Origin of the sequence: Bradyrhizobium sp. SRL28, from assembly GCF_018596315.1 — a bacterium.
Classification (GTDB): Bacteria; Pseudomonadota; Alphaproteobacteria; order Rhizobiales; family Xanthobacteraceae; genus Bradyrhizobium.
Window position 1 is genome coordinate 133,012 of sequence record NZ_JAHEAG010000005.1, and the last position, 20,310, is coordinate 153,321.

Annotated in this window: 19 protein-coding genes; 9 read left to right on the forward strand and 10 right to left on the reverse strand. The window is 62.8% G+C overall.

The features are described from left to right. Positions 1-10 precede the first annotated feature (10 nt). The gene (locus KIP88_RS14350; protein WP_214488576.1) at positions 11-940 is read right to left on the reverse strand and encodes a DMT family transporter; all 930 of its coding nucleotides are present in this window, start codon (positions 938-940) and stop codon (positions 11-13) included. Beyond that, complete coding sequence (locus KIP88_RS14355; RefSeq protein WP_214488577.1) at positions 930-1,418, reverse strand: PaaI family thioesterase; 489 nt, start codon at positions 1,416-1,418, stop codon at positions 930-932. Before KIP88_RS14355 ends, KIP88_RS14350 begins: the two co-directional genes overlap by 11 nt. 162 nt (positions 1,419-1,580) lie before the next feature. Between KIP88_RS14355 and purL the strand changes: the two genes are divergently transcribed. Beyond that, positions 1,581-3,788: a phosphoribosylformylglycinamidine synthase subunit PurL gene (gene purL, locus KIP88_RS14360; RefSeq protein ID WP_214488578.1), complete on the forward strand. Its 2,208-nt coding sequence runs from the start codon at positions 1,581-1,583 to the stop codon at positions 3,786-3,788. Positions 3,789-3,882: 94 nt separating this feature from the next. On the opposite strand, the gene KIP88_RS14365 is transcribed toward purL, so the two are convergent. Together KIP88_RS14365 and KIP88_RS14370 are read right to left on the reverse strand one after the other, a co-directional pair. Continuing rightward, positions 3,883-5,067, reverse strand: coding sequence for an acyltransferase (locus KIP88_RS14365; protein WP_214488579.1), 1,185 nt, complete (start codon positions 5,065-5,067; stop codon positions 3,883-3,885). A 127-nt stretch (positions 5,068-5,194) separates the two neighbouring features. Beyond that, entirely contained in the window at positions 5,195-5,554 is a 360-nt protein-coding gene (locus KIP88_RS14370) for a DUF427 domain-containing protein (protein WP_214488580.1), read from the reverse strand. Positions 5,555-5,738: 184 nt separating this feature from the next. On the opposite strand from KIP88_RS14370, the gene KIP88_RS14375 reads away from it, so the two are divergent. From KIP88_RS14375 to KIP88_RS14385, 3 genes are all read left to right on the forward strand, one after another. Next, a complete protein-coding gene (locus KIP88_RS14375) occupies positions 5,739-5,975 on the forward strand; it encodes a BolA family protein (protein ID WP_057848608.1) in 237 nt (78 codons plus the stop codon). A 27-nt stretch (positions 5,976-6,002) separates the two neighbouring features. Next, complete coding sequence (locus tag KIP88_RS14380; protein WP_214488581.1) at positions 6,003-7,181, forward strand: low temperature requirement protein A; 1,179 nt, start codon at positions 6,003-6,005, stop codon at positions 7,179-7,181. 515 nt (positions 7,182-7,696) lie between these two features. After that, entirely contained in the window at positions 7,697-7,996 is a 300-nt protein-coding gene (locus KIP88_RS14385) for a hypothetical protein (protein ID WP_214488582.1), read from the forward strand. Between the two features lie 38 nt (positions 7,997-8,034). Here the strand turns inward: KIP88_RS14385 and egtD are convergent, their stop codons facing one another. Continuing rightward, positions 8,035-9,006, reverse strand: a complete 972-nt coding sequence (gene egtD / locus KIP88_RS14390) for an L-histidine N(alpha)-methyltransferase (RefSeq protein WP_214488583.1) — start codon at positions 9,004-9,006, stop codon at positions 8,035-8,037. A 48-nt stretch (positions 9,007-9,054) separates the two neighbouring features. Then, entirely contained in the window at positions 9,055-10,305 is a 1,251-nt protein-coding gene (gene egtB, locus KIP88_RS14395; RefSeq protein WP_214488584.1) for an ergothioneine biosynthesis protein EgtB, read from the reverse strand. 291 nt (positions 10,306-10,596) lie between these two features. On the opposite strand from egtB, the gene grxD reads away from it, so the two are divergent. Genes grxD through KIP88_RS14415 form a run of 4 tightly spaced genes read left to right on the forward strand, consistent with a single transcriptional unit; the run spans position 10,597 to position 14,097 of the window. Next, complete coding sequence (gene grxD, locus KIP88_RS14400; protein ID WP_214488585.1) at positions 10,597-10,935, forward strand: Grx4 family monothiol glutaredoxin; 339 nt, start codon at positions 10,597-10,599, stop codon at positions 10,933-10,935. Then, positions 10,932-11,486 (forward strand): O-acetyl-ADP-ribose deacetylase, encoded by a 555-nt coding sequence (locus KIP88_RS14405; RefSeq protein WP_214488813.1) that lies wholly within the window; start codon positions 10,932-10,934, stop codon positions 11,484-11,486. Before grxD ends, KIP88_RS14405 begins: the two co-directional genes overlap by 4 nt. A gap of 42 nt (positions 11,487-11,528) precedes the next feature. Beyond that, positions 11,529-12,812, forward strand: coding sequence for a serine hydrolase domain-containing protein (locus KIP88_RS14410; RefSeq protein ID WP_214488586.1), 1,284 nt, complete (start codon positions 11,529-11,531; stop codon positions 12,810-12,812). Next, positions 12,793-14,097, forward strand: coding sequence for a serine hydrolase (locus KIP88_RS14415; protein ID WP_214488587.1), 1,305 nt, complete (start codon positions 12,793-12,795; stop codon positions 14,095-14,097). The genes KIP88_RS14410 and KIP88_RS14415 overlap by 20 nt, the downstream gene beginning before the upstream one ends. Before the next feature lie 22 nt (positions 14,098-14,119). On the opposite strand, the gene KIP88_RS14420 is transcribed toward KIP88_RS14415, so the two are convergent. Beyond that, on the reverse strand, positions 14,120-15,595 hold the full coding sequence (locus tag KIP88_RS14420) for a GH1 family beta-glucosidase (RefSeq protein WP_374226464.1): 1,476 nt from the start codon (positions 15,593-15,595) through the stop codon (positions 14,120-14,122). Positions 15,596-15,832: 237 nt separating this feature from the next. On the opposite strand from KIP88_RS14420, the gene KIP88_RS14425 reads away from it, so the two are divergent. Then, a complete protein-coding gene (locus KIP88_RS14425; protein ID WP_214488588.1) occupies positions 15,833-17,401 on the forward strand; it encodes a beta-(1-6) glucans synthase in 1,569 nt (522 codons plus the stop codon). A 6-nt stretch (positions 17,402-17,407) separates the two neighbouring features. On the opposite strand, the gene KIP88_RS14430 is transcribed toward KIP88_RS14425, so the two are convergent. The 3 genes from KIP88_RS14430 to KIP88_RS14440 all read right to left on the reverse strand — a co-directional run bounded on the left by KIP88_RS14430 (position 17,408) and on the right by KIP88_RS14440 (position 20,272). Next, positions 17,408-18,475 carry a low specificity L-threonine aldolase gene (locus KIP88_RS14430; RefSeq protein ID WP_214488589.1) on the reverse strand — a complete coding sequence of 356 codons (1,068 nt, stop codon included), beginning with the start codon at positions 18,473-18,475 and terminating at the stop codon, positions 17,408-17,410. A gap of 182 nt (positions 18,476-18,657) precedes the next feature. Beyond that, positions 18,658-19,275 carry a 30S ribosomal protein S4 gene (gene rpsD, locus KIP88_RS14435; protein WP_108516453.1) on the reverse strand — a complete coding sequence of 206 codons (618 nt, stop codon included), beginning with the start codon at positions 19,273-19,275 and terminating at the stop codon, positions 18,658-18,660. Positions 19,276-19,492: 217 nt separating this feature from the next. Then, positions 19,493-20,272, reverse strand: coding sequence for an acyltransferase (locus KIP88_RS14440; RefSeq protein WP_214488590.1), 780 nt, complete (start codon positions 20,270-20,272; stop codon positions 19,493-19,495). Between the last annotated feature and the right edge of the window lie 38 nt (positions 20,273-20,310).

Genomic DNA, 20,310 nt, shown 5'->3' on the forward strand with positions numbered 1-20,310 from the left:
CGATGGATGACTATCGTCTGGGCCGCTTGAGCCAGCGCCGGTACGCATCTTTCGGAATCGTCATCGCCGCTACCCCCGCCATGACAAGCACCAGACCAAGCGCCAGGTTCGGCGGCACAGCTTCGCCGAGCAGCACCACCGACAGGCCGACGCCGATCGGGATGCGCAAATAGCCTTGCGCGTTGGTGGTGAGCGTGCCGAGCCGCGTCAGGCACATGTAGAACAGCATCAACCCGAAGGCGCTCGAGACTATTCCCATCGCGGCCGTGGCGACCAGCGCCTCGGCCGTCGGCCGCAAGGTCCAGGGATGGTCTATGATCAGCGCGAACGGCAACAGCACCATGCCGCCGAACAAGAGCGAGCCCGCGGCTACCACCATCGGGTCGTAGTCGGTCAGCCGCAGACCGAAGATCGTGGCGCAGGCGAACGAGATGGTGGCGATCAGGATGACGATCTCGGCAAGGATATTGGCATCGAGGGTCGCGAGCGCGTCGAGGCCGATGATCACGGCCGTTCCGACAAGCCCCAGAATGGCGCCGGCAAGCTTGAGCAGCGTGGCCGGCTCGTGCCGCGTAATGCCCCAGGTGATGAGAAAGGCGAAGATCGGCGTGGTCGAGGCCAGCACCACCGTATTTGACGCCGGCACATATTGCTGCGCCCAGGTGATCAGCAGGAACGGAAACGTCGAATTGATGGTCTGTTGCTGGGCGAACAGCTTCCAGGCCCTGGCTTCCACAGGCATCGGGATCCCGCGGACGCGCAAGACCACGAGCAGAAAGCCTGCGGCGATCAGCGAGCGCACCGAGATGAAAGTGATCGGCGGGAACGAGCCGAGGCCGATCTTGGTCAGCGGATAGGTCGAACTCCAGCAGCACGCCAGCGCGAGCAGCAATGCATAGTCGCGCCAGCCGCGACGGGCCTGTGGCGCGTCAGGTGGCAACGGCGCCTGTGCCTGCCGGCTTCTTCCACTTCACCCGCTTGATGGTGCCTGAGAAGGTGAACAGCGAGCGATCGCCCGATTTCAGCACGCCGCGCAGGAAGATCAGCGAGCCGCCGGCGCGGGTGATTTCGCCCTCGCATTCGACCAGTTCGCCCTCGCGCGCGGCGTCGAGAAACTCGCAGGCGAACGACACCGTGACGCCCGGTCCTTCCAGCACGGAGGAGGCGATCGCAAACAGGCAGTAATCGGCGAACGACATGAAGCAGCCGCCATGGACGTTGCGCTGGCCGTTGAGGTGTTTTTTCTCGACCCGGAACGCACATTGCACGCGGCCGTTTTCGTCCATCCGGTGCCAGAACGGGCCGTTATGGGTCTCAAAACTGTCGCGGGTCCAGGTCCGCCAGCCGGCAAATTCGCCCTCGGTTTCGACGTAAAGGTCAGGGCGGTCGCGGAATGCGTTTTGGGGGAGCTCGTTCACTAAAAATGGCCCTTCAATTCGGTGTTTCCGCCCTTAAATCCGATCCGGGAAGGATGTGCAAACGCCGATCCTGCAAGCCTCCCCCCGCAAAGCTCTGGACAGGGCGGAAATGCGCCATAAAAGGCCTTTTCGCATCCCCTCGATCTTCCTATGAAGAGACCCATGAACGAGCCCCAGATTACCCCCGAACTCGTCGCCAGCCATGGCCTGAAACCCGACGAATATGAGCGCATCCTCAAGCTGATCGGGCGGGTGCCGAGTTTCACTGAACTGGGGATTTTCTCGGCGATGTGGAACGAGCATTGCTCGTACAAGTCCTCGCGCATCCACCTGCGGGGGCTCCCGACCAAGGCACCGTGGGTGATCCAGGGCCCGGGCGAGAACGCCGGTGTCATCGACATCGGCGACGGCCAGGCGGTGGTCTTCAAGATGGAGAGCCACAACCATCCGAGCTATATCGAGCCCTATCAGGGCGCGACGACGGGTGTCGGCGGTATTTTGCGCGACGTGTTCACGATGGGGGCGCGGCCGATTGCCTGCCTCAATGCGCTCTCGTTTGGCGCGCCGGAGCATCCGAAGACACGCCATCTGGTGTCGGGCGTGGTGGCCGGCGTCGGCGGCTACGGCAATTCCTTCGGCGTGCCGACGGTTGGCGGGCAGGTGCGTTTCCACACCCGCTATGACGGCAACATCCTGGTCAACGCGATGGCGGTTGGCCTCGCCGACACCGACAAGATTTTCTACGCGGCGGCCTCCGGCGTGAACATGCCGATCGTCTATCTCGGCTCCAAGACCGGCCGCGACGGCATTCACGGCGCCTCGATGGCCTCGGCCGAATTCGACGACGATTCGGCCGAGAAGCGGCCGACGGTGCAGGTCGGCGATCCCTTTGCGGAAAAGCTGCTGCTGGAAGCCTGCCTCGAGATCATGGAAAAAGGTTGCGTGATCGCGATCCAGGACATGGGCGCGGCGGGCCTGACCTGCTCGGCGGTCGAGATGGGCGCCAAGGGCGACCTCGGCGTCGATCTCAATCTCGATGCGGTGCCGACGCGCGAAACCGGCATGAGCGCCTATGAGATGATGCTCTCCGAAAGCCAGGAGCGCATGCTCATGGTGCTCAAGCCCGAAAAGGAGCAAGAGGCCGAGGCGATCTTCCAGAAGTGGGGGCTGGATTTCGCCGTCGTCGGCTACACCACGCCGAGCAAGCGCTTCGTGGTCAAGCATGGCGGCGACGTCATGGCCGATCTGCCGATCAAGGAATTGGGCGACGAGGCGCCGGTCTATGACCGCCCGCACGTTGCGTCCGCGGCGTTGCCGGTGGTGCACGCGCGTGAAGTGGAGCCGCCGCTCGGTATCTCGGCGGCGCTGGAAAAACTGATCGCCACGCCCGAGCTGTGCTCGAAGCGCTGGGTGTGGGAGCAATACGATCACGTCATTCTCGGCAATACCGTGCAGCGTCCCGGCGGCGATGCCGCCGTGGTGCGCGTGCAGGACGGGCCAAAGGGACTTGCGCTCACCGTCGACGTGACGCCGCGCTATTGTGAGGCCGATCCGTTCGAAGGCGGCAAGCAGGCCGTCGCCGAAGCCTGGCGCAACATCACGGCAGTCGGCGGCCGTCCGCTCGCGATCACCGACAATCTGAATTTCGGCAATCCGGAACGGCCCGAGATCATGGGCCAGTTCGTCGGCTGCCTGAAGGGTATTTCCGAAGCCTGCAGCGCGCTCGATTTCCCGGTCGTGTCGGGCAACGTCTCGCTCTACAACGAAACCAACGGCCGCGGCATCCTGCCGACGCCCTCGATCGGCGGCGTCGGGCTGCTCGACGACTTCACGAAATCTGCCACGCTGGCATTCAAGGCGGGCGGTGAAGCCATCCTGCTGATCGGCGACACCCAAGGCTGGCTCGGACAGTCCGTGTACCTGCGCGATGTCTGCGGCCGCGAAGAGGGCGCGCCGCCGCCGGTCGATCTCGCTGCCGAAAAACGCAATGGCGACGTGGTGCGCGGCATGATCCACGCCGGCACCGCGACCGCGGTGCATGACGTTTCCGACGGCGGCTTGCTGATCGCGCTCGCCGAGATGGCGATGGCGAGCGGGATCGGCGCGCAGCTATTGGCGGCATCGAGCTCGATCGTGCCGCACGCCTACTGGTTCGGCGAGGATCAGGCGCGCTACATCGTGACGGTGCCGGCGGCGGACGCCGGCCTGGTGCTGGCCAAGATGAAGGGCGCGGGCGTGCCCTGTACGCGGATCGGCACCACGGGCGGCGATGCGATTGCGGTTGCCGGTGAAACGGCGGTGTCGGTGGATGCGCTCAAATCGGCATTCGAACGCTGGCTGCCGGCCTATATGAGCGGCAAGGCGTCGTAGGCGCTTGTAGCCCGGATGGAGCGCAGCGCAATCCGGGGATTTCGCGGCGATACCGGTCCCGGGTTGCGCTGCGCTCCACCCGGGCTACGGACCTTCACAGCACCTTCGTCGCGCCCGGGATCTGCCGCAGCGCCCGCGTCAAAGCCCAACTGAATGCGACTGTCAGCACGAATCCGACCGTGGCCTTGACGATCGCCGGCAGGTCATAGTCGAACAGCCAGTATTGCAGCCACAGCGCGATCGGGTAGTGCACCAGGAACATGCCGTAGGCGTCCTGCTGCATCGGATCGAGCAGCCTGGCTGAGCCTGATTGCCTGAACCTCTGGAAAAAGGCCAGGATCAGAAACATGATGGCCACGCTGAAGACAGTGAAGCAGATGGCATAGAGCGCTTCGTACCAGTCCGGCAACGGCGACGGGTTGCCCAGTATTTCGCGCTTGATGAAGATCAGCATCCACAACAAGCAATACGGAACGATCGCCAGCACCATCCAGTCCCAGCTGACCTTCGCCATCCGGCCGTCTGCCGCGAGCAGCCCGCGATCCATTTGCGCAACGCCGATGCCGGCACCGAAAAAGAAGTAGGTCGCATAGAGCATCACGCGCCCGTGCTGGACCGAGAACGGCCCGAACTCAAACCAGCTGCTTGGTCCGTAGTGAACCAGCCCGGGAATGTAGAACGCCATGGTGACGGCAAGCATGACCGCAAAGAACACCGCGGGTCGGCGGCGGCCGTGCAGCGAGAGCCGATTGATCGGATCGAGCAGATTGGGCGACAGCCGGTACAGCAGGCAGGCAACCAGGTCGAAGGCGAACAAGACCCAGAGAAACCAGATCGGCCCGCTCGGCCACGGGCCCTTCGTGATCATATTCCAATAGTATTCCGAAAAGCCGATCTCGGGATGGTGCCGCAGGGAGATGGCGTAATAGGCGATCGGAATGACCGTGAAGGCGCAGATCACGAAGGGTAAGCCAAGCCGAAGCAGGCGGTCTTGCAAATAGCCCAGCGGACCCTTCCGGGCGATACCCGACCAGGCGAACAGTCCCGACAGGAAAAAGAACATCGCCATGAAGAAACTGTCAGTGGCGAGCACGATCATGTCGAAGCCGAAGAAGTACTTCGGATCGGTATGACCGAAATAAGTATAGGGGATGACGGCGTGGTGCAGCAGCACCACCAGCGTCAGGAAAGTGCGGGCGCGGTCGAGCGAAGGGTTTCGCGTTTTGGCTTTGGGCACCGCGCTCACGTCGGCTTGCCCCACGGCAGAAATCGATGTCATGCGCGCCTCCCGGCCAGGCTGTTCGTGTCAAATGTTGCAGCCGGGAACCCGATTCAGCAAGCCTTATGACCCACCGCGCATTATGACGCAGCGCGTGGCAATGCGGCAAATTCTTTGAATCAGGCTCTCAGGCCACTTCCTCGATCGTCACCTTGTCGGGGTAGAACGCCAGATGGCCCGCGATCTCGGCCATGGCCGGGAAGGGCGTCTCATAGGTCCAGATCGAATTTTCGAGGCGCTTGCCGTCGGCATTGATGCTGAAGTAATTCGCATCCCCCTTGTAGGGGCAGTGCGTGGTCCGCTCGGTGCGGGCCAGGAGCGCCATATTGGCATCCTCGCGCGGCACATATTGCACCGCCGGATAGCTGGCTTCCTTCAGGGTCAGCGCATGGGTGGTATCGGCGATCACCACGCCGCCCACCGAGACCCGGACGCGCCTGGGGTTTGCCGTAATCGTGATCGGATGGTCGGGACCGGGCAATTTCATGATTTTGAGCCTCTTTTTAGGTCAGCCCGAAATGATCGGGCGCGACCAGATCTCGCGGTGTCAAACGGTTGGGCCAGGAATATAGTGTCGTCAGGCGTGACCTAGAAGAGCGTACGCGCTAGGTTGGGCCGTCACGGTCGCGCGAGCGGGCTGTGATTCGAAATACCTGACGGAGACATGCTGGATGCCGATGGACGCCCACGATATCGAATCGATGATCAAGGCAGCTATCCCCGATGCCGAGGTGACGATCCGCGATCTCGCAGGCGACGGCGACCACTACGCCGCGACCGTGATCTCGGAATCTTTCCGCGGCAAGTCGCGCGTGCAGCAGCACCAGATCGTCTACCAGTCGCTCAAGGGGCAGATGGGCGGCTTGCTGCATGCGCTGGCGCTGCAGACCGGAGTACCGGAAGGCTAGGCCCCGACGAACCGCGTAGGGGCACCGATGACGGACAATCCGCACGGGGCATTGTTTCGCCCGATCGTGCCGCACCAGCACAGCCGCGTCACTTACGTCGAGCTGTTCTTCGACCTCGTCTTCGTCTTTGCAGTTACCCAGATCTCGCACGCGCTGCTGGCTCACTTTACGCTGCTGGGCGCGCTGCAGGTCACGGTGCTGTTTCTCGCGGTGTGGTGGGTGTGGGTTTTCACCTCCTGGATCACCAACTGGCTCAATCCCGAAAAGACTCCGGTCCGGCTGCTGCTGTTTGCCATGATGCTGGGCGGGCTGGTGCTGTCGACCTCGATCCCGAAGGCGTTTGAGGAGCGGGGATTATGGTTCGCCATCGCCTATGCGGCGATGCAGATCGGCAAGACGATATTTCTGTGGTTGTCCACGCCGCCCTCGCGCCCGCGGACACGCATGAACGCCATCCGGATCGCCGCCTGGCTGTCGATGTCGGCGATCTTCTGGATCGCCGGCGGGGTGATGGAAGGTCAGTCGCGATTGGTGCTCTGGGCGATCGCGCTCGTCATCGAATATATTTCGCCGGCGGTGCGGTTCTGGATTCCCCGCTATGGTGCGTCCTCCGTCGCGGACTGGATGATCGAAGGCGGCCACATGGCCGAGCGCTGCGCGCTCTTCATCATCATCGCGCTCGGCGAATCCATCGTCGTCATCGGCGCGACCTTTGCCGAACTGACGTGGACGACCGAAAACGTTCTGGCGTTCGTCACAGCCTTTACGGGCAGCCTCGCGATGTGGTGGATCTATTTCCACGTCGGTGCGGAAGCCGGCTCCGAGCAGCTTTCAAAATCGAGTGAGCCGGGAAGGCTGGCGCGTCTGGCCTATACCTATCTGCACATGCCGATCGTTGCAGGTATCATCGTTTCAGCGGTGGCCGACGAACTCGTGCTGAAACACCCGAGCGGGCATTCCGATCTCAAGACGGTGATTAGCGCGATCGGAGGCCCCTTGCTATTTTTGTTCGGGACCATCCTGTTCAAGTACAGCTTTCGCGGCTTTCTTCAGCTCTCGCACGGTGTCGGCATCATCGCACTGTGCGTGCTCGCATGGTTCGCAAGCGACCTTTCGCCGCTGGTGCTGTCCATCCTGACCGCTGCGATCATGATGATGGTCGCGGTGTGGGAGTCGATCTCGCTGCGGTCCGGTCCGGCAGAGTAGCGCCTTTAATCAGGCAGCGATCGTCTGACCGGCATGAATGGCGAGGTGCTGTGCTGATCGACGACGTTTCGAAGAACGAGAGTTGACAATTGCACGACAAGCGCCCGCAGTCTGGCGTTTTCCTCGATGAGGGACGCCCGTTCGGTGTCGGCCTCTTGATCCCAAGCCGAGTCCGCGTGAGCGGACGACGAGCTGGAAAATTCGCTCCGATGGCCGGACGTTGGATACGCATTTCCCATGACTAACATCCCCTGGCACGAACTCACCCCTAGCCGAGCCTGCCGCAGAAACTCGACTGAGTCCGCGTCAAAAGTTGGACGTTTCGAAGGGCAAACGGGAGCGCAGATGGAGCGTTTTGCGGGCGGGTCCATAAAGATGAAGATTTGTTAAGAAGTTTGTCTATAGTGAGCGCGGCAAAGGTGCGGGGACGCGCGGCGGCGTAGCATCTTTCCATCAGACCTTGACCAGCGCGATCACTCAGTGCCCACGGGCTGCCGTGGTGGGAATACGCGCCTATGAAACAAAGTGAAGCAAGAGTACGCATCATTCAGGAGTGGGATCGCTGGATCGTGACGCAAGCGATCGAGCAGGACAGGCCCACTGGAAAAGACTCGTTGAAGTTCTTCCATGAACTGCAGGACACCGGATCGTCGCTATTGGATTTCCAGTCTCGCGGGCAGGACAAGTGGCGGATCATTCACGCGTGGTTGCTGGGTGCAGACCGGTTGTTCGATGACTGGATATCCGCCGCGCCCCGGATCGCTCCATCACGCAGGATGCGGCCGGACCGCAGGAGATTGGTCTGCAAGACGTGAGCTGCAACGACCCGAACTGCAACGCTCGCGCCCACTCCTCAGGCTGACGCCGCCAGCGCGTGAACCGAAAACATCCGGTCGCGGTCGGTCCAGGATTCCCGTACCGACCAGCCGGAGTCGCGCGCCAGTGCGGTGAAGCGGTCGAGGCTGTATTTGTAGCTCGACTCGGTGTGGATGCTCTCACCCGGGCGGAATGAAAAATTCCGCCCGAGGATGCGGACGGTCTGCGCCTTCTTGGCGATCAGATGCATCTCGATGCGATGCCGCTCGCGGTTATAGACCGAGCGGTGCATGAAGGCGGAAACGTCGAAATTGCCGCCGAGCTCGCGGTTGATGCGGACCAGAACGTTGAGATTGAATCGCGCGGTGACGCCGGCGGCGTCGTTATAGGCGTCGTAAAGCACCCGCTCGTTCTTTTCGAGGTCGACGCCGATGATCATCTGCGCGCCTTCGCCCAGAATGTCGCGCGCGCTGCGCAGGAAGGCCCGCGCTTCATCCGGCTCGAAATTGCCGAGCGTCGATCCCGGAAAGAACCCGACCTTGGGCATCCCTTCGATTTCGGCCGGCAGGGCAAACGGCGCGGTGAAATCGGCGGCAACCGGATAAACGCCGAGCTCGGGAAAATCCTTGCGCAAGGCGCCGGCCTGCGCGCTCAGGAAGTCACCGGAAATGTCGACCGGGACATAGGCGCCGAAATCGCAGCGCTGCAGCAGCAGGCGGACCTTGGTGGTGGCGCCGGCGCCGAATTCCACCAATGCGGCGCCCTTGGGGATGATGGAAGCGATCTCGTCGCCGCGGCTGCGCAGAATGCCGAGCTCGGTGCGGGTCGGATAATATTCCGGCAGGACTGTGATCTGCTCGAACAGCTCCGAGCCTGCGGCGTCGTAGAAATATTTCGGCGACAGACGCTTCGGGAATTGCGAGAGGTCGCCGATCACGTCTCCGGCGAAGGCCGCAGTCTGCTCGTCGAACGGATAGCTTTTGGCCAAAGCGGCGGCGTGCACATTCATGATACTCTCCCGAACGCGCTTACCGGCGCGCTTCGATGATCGGAAATTTCAGGCGTAATCGGCGAGGCGTAACCCCGTGAATTGCCAGCGATGGTGCGGATAGAAGAAGTTGCGGTAGGTGATACGGCTGTGGCCGGCCGGAGTTGCGAGCGAGGAGCCGCGCAGCACCAGCTGGTTGACCATGAACTTGCCGTTATATTCGCCCAGCGCACCCTCGATGGCGCGGTAGCCGGGGTAGGGGCCGTAGGCGCTGCGGGTCCACTGCCAGACGATGCCAAAGGCGTCGTTGAGCTGGCCGGCGCGGGCGGCGACCTCCCATTCCATTTCGGTCGGCAGATGACGGCCGGCCCAGCGCGCGAACGCGTCCGCCTCGTAATAGCTGACATGGCTGACCGGGGCGGCCGGGTCGACCGGCTGCAATCCGCCGAGCGTCATGATCCGCCATTCGCCGTCGACCTGGCGCCAGTGGCCGGGTGCCTGCCAGCCCTCGTTAGTTACGGTGGCAAAACCGTCCATCAGCCAAAGCGTGGCCGTGCCGTAGCCGGCGTCCTTCATGAAGGACAGCCATTCGGCATTGGTGACGAGGTTGCGGGCGAGCCTGACCGGGCCGACCAGGGCCCGGTGCGCCGGCTTTTCGTTGTCGAAATGGAAGCTGTCGTCGGTGTGCCCGACGGTGTGGATGCCCTCGTTGAGGGTGACCCATTCCTCTGCCGAACGTTGCGATGCCGGGAAGCGCCATGACGGATCGTAGGCCGGCGGAATCGGGTTTTGCGCAAAGGCGTGCAGGATGTCGGTCAGCATCAATTCCTGATGCTGCTGCTCGTGGTTGAGGCCGACCTCGACCGGGGGCACGAGCTTGCCGAGGCGATCCTCGCCGGCGGTCTGGAAGAACTTGACCACGGCGGCGTCGACATGCCGGCGATAGGCGGTGACCTCATCGGCGCTCGGGCGGGTCAAATGGCCGCGCTGGTGGCGGGCATGCCGGGGACCTGCGCTGACGTAATAGGAATTGAACAGGAAGGCGTAGTCTGGGTGGAAGGGCTGGTAGCCCTCGCAGTGCTCACCGAGCAGGAATTGCTCGAAGAACCAGGTGGTATGGGCGCGATGCCATTTGGCCGGGCTGGCGTCCGGCATCGACTGGATCAGCTGGTCCTCAGGGCTCAAGGGCGCGGCCCGGCGCTCGGTCTCGTCCCGGACGGCCAGATAGGCTTCCACCAAATTCTGGGCGAGGGTGCCGGAATCGGAGAAAAGTGACGGGGCTGATGTCGCGAACTCGGCGGCGGCTACTGGTTTCGTCACTGGTGTCTCCGGTCAAGGGAGAGAACGTTGGTCCGGGAAACTGGTTCCTGGCGGGCAGTCCGTCCTAAATAGGGGTTCCGTTCCGGGAAAAAAGCCTTCCCCCGCGATGATATTGATGCCGTCAGACTATGGGCGCGGGCCGTTCCGGCGGCCTCAAGGGGGCCCGGGCATGCCAGATGCCCGCCATTTTACTTTGGATGCACAAAGCTTTGGGCTACATATATGGCAAGTAACCGGGTTACACGGGACGGAGCCGGCCCCGTGGGCGCTGTGCCCCAAAAGGAAGCGAATATGAGCATCGAACAATTCATCGCCAACGAAGTGAAGTCGAACGACGTCGTGCTGTTCATGAAGGGCACGCCGCAGTTTCCGCAGTGCGGTTTTTCCGGCCAGGTGGTGCAGATCCTCGACCACGTCGGCGTCGGCTATAAGGGCCTGAACGTCCTGGAATCCGCCGAGCTTCGCAACGGCATCAAGGAATATTCGAACTGGCCGACCATCCCGCAGCTCTACGTCAAGGGTGAGTTCATCGGCGGTTGCGACATCATCCGCGAGATGTTCCAGGCCGGTGAATTGCAGCAGCTGTTCGCCGACAAGGGCGTCACCGTCAACGCGGCGGCCTCGGCCTGAGCGGTCTCGCGCGCCAGATCGGCAAGGCGCGGCTGGAAGTCATTGTTGCCGACATCACCACGCTGCGCGTTGACGCCATCGTCAACGCCGCGAATTCGTCGCTGCTCGGCGGGGGCGGCGTCGATGGCGCGATCCATCGTGCTGCGGGACCGGAACTCGTGGCCGAATGCCGGATGCTTCACGGTTGCAAGACCGGCGACGCCAAGATCACCAAGGGCTATCGGCTCAAGGCCAGACACGTGATTCACACGGTTGGGCCGGCGTGGAACGGCGGCACCCTCGGCGAGGACGATCTGCTCGCCTCCTGCTATCGCCGCTCGATGGAACTGTGCGAGAAGCACGGCCTTGTTTCAGTGGCCTTTCCCGCGATCTCAACGGGCATCTATCGCTTCCCTGCCGAGCGCGCGGCCGGAATCGCAACTCAGACCGTCGTCGATACGCTCGCGGCTGCGCCCACAGTGGCGCAAGTGATCTTCTGCTGCTTCTCCGACGCCAGCGCCCAGTTGCATCAGGCGGCATTGAATACCTTCGGCGGCCCTTGTGCCGATTGAGGTGCGGGTTACACTCCCCTCCGAATTCCGGGGAGGGGTCCAATGAATTCACATAAAATGCTGGGTACGCTGGCCGCTGGTGCGCTGATGCTTCTGGCAGCGCCACAGGTCCGCGCCGAAGGCACTTTCGATATTCCCGCAGGCGCGCGTTTCAATCAGGACAAGCTTGCGAAGATCACCGAGTTCTTCAGGAACGAGGTGTCGACCGGCAAGATCGCCGGAGCGAACGTCCTGATCCAGCAGCACGGCAAGCCGGTCTATCACGAAACCTTCGGCGTCCAGGACGTGGTGTCCAAGGCGCCGATCAATGACAAGACCATCTTCCGCCTGTCTTCGCTGACCAAGGCGATCACCTCAGTCGTGGCGATGCAGTTGATCCAGGACGGCAAGATCAAGCTCGACGATCCCGTCTCGAAGTACATTCCCTCCTTCGCAAACATGAAGGTCGGTGAGGAGAAGAAGGCCGAGGACGGTACCAAGACGCTCGAACTGGTGCCGCTGGCCCGGCCCATTACCATCCTCGATCTGATGCGTCATACCTCCGGCATCACCTACGGCTTCTATGGCGACAGTCTGGTGCGCAAGGCCTACAAGGAGGCCAACATCTATGCGGGCGAATTCGACCTTGCCGAATTAGCTGAGCGGATCGCCAAGCTGCCGCTGCACAACCAGCCCGGCGCGCTCTGGCAATACGGCCATTCCACCGACGTCCTGGCGCGGATCATGGAGATCGTGTCCGGAAAATCATTGCTCGAGATCGAAAAAGAAAGGCTGCTCGATCCGCTCGGCATGACCGACACCGGCTTCTTCGTTACCGAACCGGAGCGGCTGCAGCGGCTCGCCCAGCCGTTGCCGAACGACAGTGATTTCCGGGTCGGCCGCCTATACAGGACCGAGGTTCGCCAGAAGTGGGAATCCGCCAGCGGCGGCATGGTTTCGACCATGGCGGACTTTTCGCGTTTTGCGCAGATGCTGGCCAATGGCGGCACGTTCGAGGGCAAGACCTATCTCAGCCCGAAGACGTTCGAACTGATGGTATCGGACCACGCCGGCAAGGGCTCCGGTGTTGCGCGGGATCATTTCTATTTCCCCGGTGACGGCTTCGGCATGGGGCTTGGGCTTGCCGTGCGCACCGATCCCGGCAACGCCAAGCCGCCGCCGCCGGGATCGCTGGGTGAACTGAAATGGGACGGCGCCAGCGGCTGCTATATGGTGGTCGACCGCAAGCAGAACATGTTCTTCGTGGTGCTGGAGCAGACGCCGACGGAGCGCCAGCGCGTCCAGCGAACGCTGAAGCAGTTGGTCTATGAAGCGCTGGAGAACTAACGGCGCCGCAGGGCGCTGCGTTGTTGTAGCGGCGCTGGCCATTCTCCTGGCCGCCGGATGGCTGCACGCGGTGCGAGCCGACCCGAAAGCGCCGAACGCGCCGACTTTCTCGCGCGCGGCCCTTGACAGGATTGGGGACGAGCTTCGCAACGAAGTCACCACTGGCAAGATTCCCGGCGCAATCCTGCTGATCCAGCAGCACGGCAAGCCAGTCTATTTCGAGAGCTTCGGCGTCCGGGACCCGGCGACCGGCCAGTCGATGACGCCGGATACGATTTTCCAGATCTATTCGATGTCGAAAGCCGTCACGTCGGTCGCCGCGATGATGCTGGTCGACGACGGCAAGCTGGCCCTCGACGATCCCGTGTCGAAATACATTCCTGCCTTTGCGGATGCAAAAGTCGGCGTCGATCTTTCCGATGAAGCCGGACAGTATCCGCTCAAGCTCGAGCCGTTGAAGCGCCCGATCACGATCAGGGATCTGCTGCGGCACACGTCGGGGATCACCTACGGCTTCTTCGGCGAGACCGCGGTGCAGAAACTCTATGCCAATCCCAAGCTGTACGCCGGCGATTTCGATAACGCCGAATTCGCCGACCGGATCGCGACACTGCCGCTCGCCGATCAGCCCGCAGTGCGTTGGAACTACAGCCATTCAACCGACGTGCTCGGCCGTGTCGTCGAGGTGGCCTCGGGGCAGACGCTGTTTCAGTTCGAGAAGCAAAGATTGTTCGATCCGCTCGGCATGTCCGAGACCGCATACTTTGTCGCAGATGAATCGAAGTGGTCGCGCATTGCCCAGGCATTTCCCGTCGATCGATTTCGGGTGGCCGGAATGAGGGACCCGGCATTGCCGCGGCGCTGGGAATCCGGCGGAGCGGGCCTGGTCTCCACCATCGGGGACTACGCCCGCTTCCTGCAAATGCTGCTGAACGGAGGCACGCTGGACGGCAAGCGGTACCTCAAACCCGAAACGGTCGCGCTGATGACCTCGGATCAGATCGGGCCGGAGACCGGCATCATTCACGATCCCTTCTATTTCCCGGGCCCGAGCAGCGGCTTTGGTCTTGGCTTTGCCGTGCGCACCTCACCGCCGCCGAATACGACATGGCCGCTCGGCGAATACCGCTGGGACGGTGCAGGCGGCAGTTTCTATTTTGTCGACCCCCAGGACGACCTGCTCGTTGTCTGCATGGTGCAGGCCCCGACTCAAGGCGGGCGGATCCAGCTGGCGCTGAAGACGATGATGTTTGAGGCGCTGGGCAAGGGCGTGCGCAGGGATTGACAAAGGATTGACGATCGCCCGATTACGCCACGGCGTTTCGCGCGATCGTCTCGCGATAGAAGGCCGCGCTCAGCTTGGGCGTCCGACGCCTGGTCTCGAAGTCGACGTGGTAGAGGCCGAAACGTTGTTCATATCCGTCCGACCATTCGAAATTGTCCATCAGGCTCCACAGGAAATATCCGAGCACGGGCACGCCCTCCGAGGTCGCGCGCTGCAACTGCGTCAGATAATTGCGCAGGTACATGATGCGATCGACGTCGTAGATAGTCCCGTCCGCGGCCGGCTGGTCGCTGCTCGACGTTCCGTTCTCGGTGATGTAGATCGACTTCACGTTCCACAGCTTGGCCACATGGCGCGGCACCCAGTACATTGTCTCGGGGCCGGGCCTGAGCCAGGTTGCCTTCATGTGCGGGAACGATTTGGGAAATGGCGCCAGCGTGAAGCCGCGTTCGTTGTCGGCGGCAACGACGTAGTGATCAGGCATGTAGACATTCAGCCCGACAAAATCGATCGGGGAGGAGATGATGCGCAGATCTTCGGCCGTGAATTTCGGAGCATCTTGCGCGAGATATGCCTCGGTGTATTTTCCCTCGAGCATCACGGTCAGATAGCCGGCATTGAGCTCGCGCGTCGCGATCTCGGCTGCGCGGATGTTCGCAGGCGTTTCGATGGCCGGTATGCAACTCACGGCATTCTCCGCCGGACCGACCCTGATTCCTGCCCGTCCGTTGGCCCGGATCGCCTGAACCGCGAGACCGTGCCCCAGCGCGACGTTGTGCCGGACCTGCTTCACATCAGATGGGGATAGTTTGAGCCCCGGCGCATCAGCGCCAAACTCATGGCCGTGATGAACGAGCCTGGAGCATTCGTTGATGGTGAAGAAGTGCTTCACGCGGTCGCTTAGTCGCCCCGTGACATGGGCAGCGTAATCCGCAAATGCCTTTGACGTATCGCGCGAGGTCCAGCCGCCGAAGCGGTCCTGCAGCGCCTGCGGCAGGTCCCAATGATACAGCGTCGCGAACGGCTGGATGCCGTTCGCCAACAACTCGTCGACAAGGCGATTGTAGAAATCGAGGCCTTTGGGATTCGCCGAGCCGGCTCCTTCCGGGAAGACGCGCGGCCATGCAATCGAGAATCGATAGGCCTTTGTGCCCAGCGACTTCATCAACTGGATGTCTTCCTTGTACAGATGATAATGGTCGGTCGCGATGTCCCCATTGCTGTGGTCGGAGATTGTCCCAGGCGTGTGGGCGAAGCGGTCCCAGATCGATGGGCCGCGGCCTTCCTCGTTCACGGCCCCCTCGACCTGATAGGCCGAGGTCGCGGTGCCCCACAGAAAGCCGTCCGGAAAGCCGGAAGGGGTTGCTCGATTCCGCGGTCCGCTGTCCGCGTCCGATTGGGCCAGTCCGGATCCGGATGACAGCGCCGACATGCCAAGTGCCGACCAGCCAGCAATCCTGCCAAACTGGCGCCGGGAAAATCTCTTGAATGGCATCATTTTACTCGCCGAGTCGTGATCAATCTTGAGCAAAATAAGGCTCACTCTTGATGCTTCTTGTTTGCAGCAAGCCTAATATCACCGCTTCCGTGTTTCGGTGCAATTGTGCAACAGGCCGCATCGGCGGGTCGACAGGTCTGCCGCTCGCCGCTAAATAGGCTGATCCATTCACCGATTTGGGGGAGCAGGACGATCGGCATTCGCACGCCGCTGGCGCTTTTATTTCTATCGCTGAGTATGGTTGCCGCGGTGTGGTGGTGGCTGGCCACGCCGGTGGCGCTGACGCGCGCGCCGATCGATGACGCGGCCAAGCTGGAGTGCGTTTCCTACGCGCCGTTCAGGGGCGATCAGACGCCGCATGATCCGACGCTGATCGTCCGTCCGGAGCAGATCGCCGAGGATCTGGGCGAACTCGCCAAGGTCTCCAAATGCATCCGCACCTATTCCATCGATAACGGGCTCGACAAGGTGCCCGAGCTTGCGTCCAGGGTCGGATTGAAGGTTCTGCTCGGCGTCTGGATCGGGCGCGACCGCGCGAAGAACGCTCAGCTCGCCGACATCGCGGTTTCGCTGGTGAAGGATCATCCCGGCACGGTGTCGGCGGTCATCGTCGGCAGCGAAGTGCTGCTGCGCGGAGAGATGACTGTCGCCGACCTGAGGCAGATCATCCGCTCGGTCAAGCCGCGCGTGAACGTGCCGGTGACCTACGCCGATGTCTGGGAATTCTGGCTGCGCTACCGCGAAGTAGCCGAGGATGTCGATTTCGTCACCGCCCATTTCCTGCCCTATTGGGAGGACGTTCCGCCGCGCGCCGAAGACGCGGCCGCGCATGTGGATGACATTCGCAAGCAGGTGGTGGCGGCCTTTCCCGGCAAGGAGATCCTGATCGGCGAAACCGGCTGGCCAAGCCACGGGCGGATGCGCGACGGCGCGCTGGCTTCGCGCGTCAATCAGGCGCGTTTCATTTCCGAGATTCTCGAGCGGGCGCGACAGGACAATTTCCGCGTCAATTTCTTCGAAGCCTATGACGAGCCGTGGAAGCGCCGTTGGGAAGGAACCGTGGGCGGCTATTGGGGGCTGTTCGACGGGACCGAACGCAAGCTGAAATATCCGGCAGGTGTCGCCATCAGCAACTACCCGTTCTGGAAGCTGCAGATGGCATGCGGGATGTTTCTTTGCGTCAGTGTCTTCGCCGTAGCCCTGGTCACGCTGAAGCGCCGGCCGGCGCCGACGGCATTGGCATCGTGGCTCGCGGTCGCCGTATCCGCGACTGCCGGCGGGATCCTGCTGGGTGTGAGCGCCGACAAGATGCTCCACGAAAGCTTCGGGGCCGGCGGTTGGCTGGTTCAGGGCTTGCTGCTGGCGGCAGCCGTCGCCGCACCGCTGTTGTCCACCTATGCCTTGATGTCGGGGCGCGCGCTTCCGTCGTTTCTCGAAGTGCTGGGGCCGCCCAAGGGCCTGACCCCATTCTTCATGGCCAACATGCTGGGCATCACGCTGATCGTGACGACGCTCATTGCCGCGCAATCTGCGCTCAGCCTGATATTCGACGCGCGATGGCGCGATTTCCCGTTCGCGGCCCTGACCATGGCGGTGGTGCCGTTCTGGACCTTGGCATTCCTCAACGGTTCGAAATCCGGCGAGCGGCCGCTCTCCGAGGCCGTGTTCGCCGGGCTGTTCGCCCTGGCAGCGGTCTACGTCGTCTTCAACGAAGGGTTCGAGAACTGGCAGGCGATGTGGACCGGGGCGGCGTATTTCCTGCTCGGCAGTGCGCTGTGGCGGGCGCGCACTGCTGCGGTTGCCTGAGTTCGCTCACGCCCCGCGTACGATCTCGCGCACGATGCCAACCGTCTCCTCGATCATCGCAGCGCTGACGTCGAGATGCGTGCAGGCGCGAATGCGGCCGTCCATCATGGCGAGCAGGACGCCGCGCTTGCGCAGGGCCTCGACCATTTTGTCGCCGGCGACGCCAGCGCCATCAGGCTTGAAGAACACCAGATTGGTCTCGGGCTGCTGCACCTCGATGCCGTTGATCTGCGCCAGCCCCCGCGCCAGCGCCCGTGCATTGGCGTGATCGTCGGCGAGCCGGTCGACGTGATGGTCGAGCGCGTAGACGCAGGCGGCTGCAGCAATGCCGGCTTGCCGCATCGACCCGCCAAGGCGCTGCTTCCAGCGCCAGACGTCGTCGATGAAGGCGCGCGAACCCGCAATCACGCCGCCGATCGGCGCGCCGAGGCCTTTTGAGAAATCAATCCAGGCCGAATCCCAGCCTGCGGCCATGTCCTTCGCCGATATCCCGGTCGCGACGCAGGCGTTGAGCAGCCGCGCGCCATCCATATGGGTGATGAGCCCGTTGGCCTTGGCGATCTCGACCACTTCATCCAGCGCCTTCTTCTTCCAGATTGTGCCGCCACCGATATTGGCGGTCTGCTCGACGCTGACGACGGTCTGAGGCGGCTGGTAGCGCGAGCGCGGGTGCAGCGCGGCGCGGAATGTTTCGGGCGCGAATTGCCCGTCGTCGCCCGGCAGCGGCGTGATCTGGAAGCCGCCCAGCGCGGCATGCGCGCCGCCTTCGCGCGCAATGATATGCGCGCTGACATGGGCGAGAATTTCATCGCCCGGCCGGCAATGGGACAGCGTCGCCGCGACGTTGCACATGGTGCCCGACGGCATGAACACGGCCGCTTCCTTGCCGAGCAGGTCAGCGACCCGCTCGCACAGCAAATTCACCGTCGGATCGTCGCCGATCTGCTCGTCGCCAACCTCGGCCCGCGCCACCGCTTCGCGCATCGCAGGCGTGGGGCGCGTCTGCGTGTCCGACAGCAGGTTGATGCGGATGGGGTCAGCCTTGGGATCGCGCGGGGCAGGGGTGTAGTGCATGGATTGCTCACAATTTTTGCGTCATGGCCGGGCTTGTCCCGGCCATCCACGTCTTCTTTTGCCGCGGTGACAATAAAGGCGTGGATGCCCGGGACAAGCCCGGGCATGACGGAACAACCGTCTGCGCCAAACAAAAAGGCCCCGGCAAAACCGGGGCCTTTGATCTCGAAAGCGCTAACCGATCAGCGCGAATAGAATTCGACGATCAGATGCGGCTCCATCTGCACCGCGAACGGCACGTCCGACAGTGCGGGGATGCGGGTGAACTTCGCGGTCATCTTGCCGTGATCGGCTTCGATGAAATCAGGCACGTCGCGTTCGCCGAGCTGGCTTGCTTCCAGAACGGGGGTGAGCTGCTTGGAGGATTCCTTGATCTCGACGAGGTCGCCGGGCTTGAGCTTGTAGCTCGAAATGTTGACGCGGCGGCCGTTCACCTTGATGTGGCCGTGGTTGATGAACTGGCGCGCGGCGAACATCGTGGCCACGAACTTGGCACGATAGACCACCGTGTCGAGGCGGCGCTCCAAGAGGCCGATCAGGTTCTCACCGGTGTCGCCCTTCATCCGGCCGGCCTCGACATAGATGCCGTGGAACTGGCGCTCGGAAATGTTGGCGTAATAGCCCTTGAGCTTCTGCTTGGCGCGCAGCTGCACGCCGAAGTCGGACAGCTTGCCCTTGCGGCGCTGGCCGTGCTGGCCGGGGCCGTATTCACGGCGGTTCACGGGGCTCTTGGGGCGGCCCCAGATATTCTGGCCCATACGGCGATCGATCTTGTATTTCGCCTCACTGCGCTTTGTCATCGCGTCCTCTGCATAAGAGTTTGAGTGTTGAGGAAACGCGCCCTCCTGTGCACCGGCATTTGCCGGGGCCGACAGGTCCGCCTCGAAAGCTCGGGGAAGACCACGGGTCGCGAAACGCAACGCGGGCCGAAACCGGCCCGCGAGCAAGCGGGTTATTAGGGAGAAATCGCCGTTCTGTCAACGAAAACGGCCCAGTTTCCGGGCCAAATCGGCTCGCTCAGGTCGCGACCGCCCGAACCGGTTTGGGCTCGCTTTGCTGCCGGTTTGCCCGCAATTCGGCGGCAATTTCACCGTTCAGCACCTGTTCCAGCCGGTTCAACGCCCTGGCCATCGGGGCGGCGTCGGTAACCCGGTGGTCCCAGCGCAGCACGATGTCGATGGTCTGGTCCGGCTTTTCCACCCCATAGCTCAGGACAAACGGTCCGGGGCTGATGGCATGGAGCTGGCCGGCGCCATAGGCGGCCACCGAGGTCACGCCAAAACTGCCGAAATAATTGGCCCGCTGGCGGCCGAAATTCAGCCCGATCGCCCAGAACAGGCGGCGTAGCGGCAGCGGCAGGCGGGTGGTTCGCAAAATCTTCCGGAACGCCGGCACCTCGTCGATCGGCGCCTCCTTGGCGTGCCGGATCAGGGCATCGACCTCGGCAAGCGGCATTTCATCCGGCGCGGCGACCTTTTGCGGCAACACGCAATCCTGGCCGTCCTCGACCCGGGCGATCGCCACCATCGCGACGCTGCGGGGCAGTTCGTAGAAGGCGGGCATCGGCCATTTGACGTAGAGGGTGCGCAGGATCGGCTCTTCCTTCGCCACCAGCGCGAATGCCTTGACGAAGATCGCGGCCCAGCCCGGTCGCGCGGCGGCCTGCGCGCGGGCCTCCTGGAGGGCGCGAATATGAAGCGGACGCGCGAGCGAGACAAAGGGCACGCGGAGCGACGCGTGCATGAGGTCAGCGACCAGGCGGCGCGGCAGTGTGATTTTTCGAACCGTTCCGCGCATCGCTCCGCTCAGGGTTTCCGCAATGGATCAATCAATCC